This window comes from Rhodopirellula sp. JB055 (genome assembly GCF_043100905.1).
In the GTDB taxonomy this organism is placed as follows: domain Bacteria; phylum Planctomycetota; class Planctomycetia; order Pirellulales; family Pirellulaceae; genus Rhodopirellula.
In genome coordinates, this window is the sequence record NZ_JBICHO010000442.1 from 1 (window position 1) to 3157 (window position 3157).

At 57.3% G+C, this 3157-nt stretch carries 3 protein-coding genes; 1 reads left to right on the forward strand and 2 read right to left on the reverse strand.

What is annotated here, in order from left to right:
- Positions 1 to 223: 223 nt before the first annotated feature.
- Positions 224 to 673 carry an IS200/IS605 family transposase gene (gene tnpA / locus ACF8AM_RS17380; RefSeq protein WP_392556858.1) on the forward strand — a complete coding sequence of 150 codons (450 nt, stop codon included), beginning with the start codon at positions 224 to 226 and terminating at the stop codon, positions 671 to 673.
- Positions 674 to 1140: 467 nt separating this feature from the next.
- Here the strand turns inward: tnpA and ACF8AM_RS17385 are convergent, their stop codons facing one another.
- Positions 1141 to 2340, reverse strand: coding sequence for a tRNA-uridine aminocarboxypropyltransferase (locus ACF8AM_RS17385; RefSeq protein ID WP_392556860.1), 1200 nt, complete (start codon positions 2338 to 2340; stop codon positions 1141 to 1143).
- Positions 2341 to 2492: 152 nt separating this feature from the next.
- On the reverse strand, positions 2493 to 3157 hold a 665-nt coding region (locus ACF8AM_RS17390; RefSeq protein WP_392556859.1), incomplete at its 5' end, for a DUF1080 domain-containing protein.

The window sequence follows — 3157 nt, forward strand, 5'->3', positions numbered from 1 at the left end:
ACCCCTTTGGGGCTTGGTGGGGGCTAGGGGGTCAGGAGAACCTGGGACTGACGTCCCCGGCAAAGGCTGTTTCAGCCCTTCGGGCCTGGTAGAGTGAGCTTGCCGTGTCGCGAGGCCTGATAGGGCCGGTAGAACCATTGCCGGGGCCCTGAGGCCCCGGTTGATGTGCGTTATGAGAACAGCAGCCCCGAATGGGGCGACAGAGAAATGCCAAGGGCCCGCCATGTCGACTCATCAACAACTTCTCTACCACATTGTCTTTAGCACCAAGCGTCGCAAGCGACTCCTGAATGATTCGATTCGCGAGGATGTGTTCTCATACCTCGCGGGTGTGTGCAAACGGTTGGACGGTTTTGCGCTGGAGGTGGGCGGCTACTACGACCATGCGCATCTACTCGTTCGGATTCCGGCCCGTGTTGCTGTCTCTGAGTTCGTTGGGAAGATCAAATCAAACACGAGCAAACATTTGAACGAAGGAAAACCTCTTGGAGTTCCTTTTGCGTGGCAGGATGGATATGGAGCATTCTCAGTCAGTCCATCAAACAAGGCTGCAGTGAGTCGCTACATCCGTGGGCAAATGGACCACCATCGGAAGAGATCCTTTGAAGAGGAGTACTTGCAATTGTTGATGAAGCATGAAGTTGAGTTTGATGAGCGGTATGTGTTTGACTGATCACTGTGTCACCCCGTTGGGGCTTTGGGATTGTGTGGGGGCGCGAACCGGGGACTGACGTCCCCGGCAAAGGCTGTTTCAGCCCTTCGGGCCTGGGAGAGCGAACTTGCCGTGTTGCAAGGCCCGATTGGGCCGGCAGAATCATAGCCGGGGCCGTGAGGCCCCGGTTGATGTGCGTTGCGAGAACAACAGACCCGACTGGGGCGAAAGAGAAATCTCCATTCCCGATGTCTGTCACCCCTTTGGGGTTGGTGGGGGTTAGGGGGTCAGGCGAACCGGGGACTGACGTCCCCGGCAAAGGCTGTTTCGGCCCTCCGGGCCTGGTAGAGTGCACTTGCCGTGTTGCGAGGCCCGATAGGGCCGGCAGAACCATAGCCAGGGCCGTGAGGCCCCGGTTGATGTGCGCTTTAAGAACAGCAGTCCCGAATGGGGCGACAGAGCAACGCCAAGGGCCGGCCATGTCGACCTTAGCCCAGGTAACGTTCCACCAATTCCTCGACAAAACGGACTGCCCAGGCGAGGCGTCTCAGGGGGCGGGATTGACTCGTTTGATCGATCAGGATCGCGGGGGTTCGGGGATCGCTTTCTTGGGTTTGTGGCTTCAACGCGATCGATTTCAGCACAATACTGGGCGTGAAATCCGCGCCGACATCTTCCAGCATTTTGGCGGTGCTGCGATGAAATGTCGCGACGCGATCATCGGGGCGGACGAACGCTCGCCAGCGTTTGCGAAATTCGTCCACGGAGACCAGCGGTTGCAATTCCTCTGGAGTCAACCGCAAGCGACTCATGAAGGCGGTGTCTTTCAATGATTCGGACTGGATCGCACATCGAAAGAACTCGCCCGTTTCCATCCGGACGGCATTCCAAAACAGTGGTGCAGGTGGTCGGTTGAATTCGTCTTTCAGGTTGCCTCGTTCTTGCTCGCCATAGGCCACGACAATTTTGCTGATGTCTTTGGTCAAGACTCGAGGCACATTGGGAGATCCTGGCCGGCGGGCTTCGTTGACACGCCAATTGGATTTGGAGACTTGGAGTTGGTCCCCAATCATGCGGTCAAACACCTCAATCAATCGATCAAAGCCTCGCGTCTCGGGTTCGAGTGCTGATAAGGCCGCGACGGTGGCCTCCAGTGTAGAAAGAGCGTGCTCGTTGGGCTCCCGACGAATTCGGTAGCGTCCTGGTTCGGCAGGTGCCAAACGATATCGGGGCAAGGTCTGCAGGCGTGGGATGTCGCGAAAAAGTGTTTTGGCGTGATGCCACGTTCCATCGATCACGACCAACTGCTGGGGACGCTCGGATGGAGCCAAATCGGTCAGCAGTTTCGCATCCTCGCCGGGGTACAAAAGGCCGACGTGGTGGCTGAGCTGCTTCGACGCAAATCGCTCGGCCAGTTCATGGTTGTAGGCGACCATCACCTCGCACCGTTGCAAGGATTGGCGGACGATTCGAGCGGTGTTGAAGGGATGAGATCGTTCGCGACGATGCTGCATGATCAACACGTCGGTCTGGTTGGCTACTTGAGGGATCTGCTCACAAAAGCAAAGCGATCGGGGACGGAAGCAAACCTGGCAGCGTTTGGGCAAGTCATCCGCAACGTGGATTTCGGTCGAGGGGAGGGATGAGTTGGTGATGGGAAGACGTCGAGAACGGAGGGATCGTTGAATGAGTGACCAGCGATAGTTCTAAAAGAATTTGGGGACGCCGGGTATCGGGAGTGTGTTCGGGGCAGGGGAACGCCGCCAAAAGGAAACCCCGCAAGCAGTCAGACTGCTTGCGGGGTTCGATTGTTTTGGCGAATGAGTGTCCGATCGTGGGATCAGTCTTCTTCCCGAATCGAGATCGCTTTGAACTCGACAGGGTCGCTGTGACCGGCGAAGCCAAAGTGGCCCGAGGTCCGGGTTTTGCCCGGGTGAGCGCTGTCGGCCATGTAGTCGTTGATCTTGGAAACATCGGTGTCCAGAATCACGTTGCCGTTCAGTTCAACGCGAATTGTTGGGCCAATCACGGTGACTTGTTGGAAGTTCCATTCTCCCGTCGGACGCAGGTAGCCGCGTTTGGCGGCTGCCATTCCGTAGGCAGAACCGTGGTATTGGCGTTTATCCAAGTTGGCGTAAGCAGGGTGATCGTTGTCCAAGACTTGCAATTCGGTCATCGCAGCGTAGGCCGGGTTGCCTTGTTTGGGGGCGCGGATGGCCAAGCCATTGTTGCCGCGAGCAGGCAAACGAAACATCAGACGCACGCAGAAGTCGCTGTATTCCTTTTCGGTCAACAAGTTGCCACCGCGGCCCTTTTGGCACTGGATGGTTCCCGCGTCGGTGACTTCGTAATCGTCAACCGCTCCGATCCAACCATTCAGGGTCTTGCCATCAAACACCGAGGTGAATCCATCGGTGTGATTGTCGGCCAAGAACGCGTTGGCTTCTTCGGTGCCGAGTGGACGCACGGCGAGATTTCTCCAGCGGATCTCGCCACCGTGCGTTT